Source organism: Cobetia sp. SIMBA_158, from assembly GCF_046566945.1.
Classification (GTDB): Bacteria; Pseudomonadota; Gammaproteobacteria; order Pseudomonadales; family Halomonadaceae; genus Cobetia; species Cobetia amphilecti.
The window spans coordinates 1-261 of the sequence record NZ_JAWJYL010000566.1 but is presented as its reverse complement, the minus strand read 5'-3'; the positions used below and the strand labels follow the sequence as shown (position 1 = coordinate 261).

Annotated in this window: 1 protein-coding gene; it reads right to left on the bottom strand. The window is 64.4% G+C overall.

What is annotated here, in order from left to right:
• A partial coding sequence (locus tag R2R70_RS21100; protein WP_410979065.1) for a transglutaminase family protein occupies positions 1-261 on the bottom strand: 261 nt, incomplete at both ends.

Below are 261 nucleotides of genomic sequence, written 5' to 3'. Positions count from 1 at the left end.
GACCATCTCGGCTTCGGACAGCGAATGGCCGTTGGTCGGATCGATGATCAGGTCGCCGTCCGGCAGCGTCACGCGCAGCAGGAAATGGCCGGGGAACGAGACGCCGCGCGCCGGCACGCCGATCTGCTCGGCGAGCTCGAGGTACAGCACCGACAGCGAGATCGGAATCCCGCGCCGCCGCTTCAGCACCGCGTTCAGGTGGCTGTTATCGGGGTCGTAGTAATCGTTGTGATTGCACGCGAAGCCGAGTTCGCGAAAGAA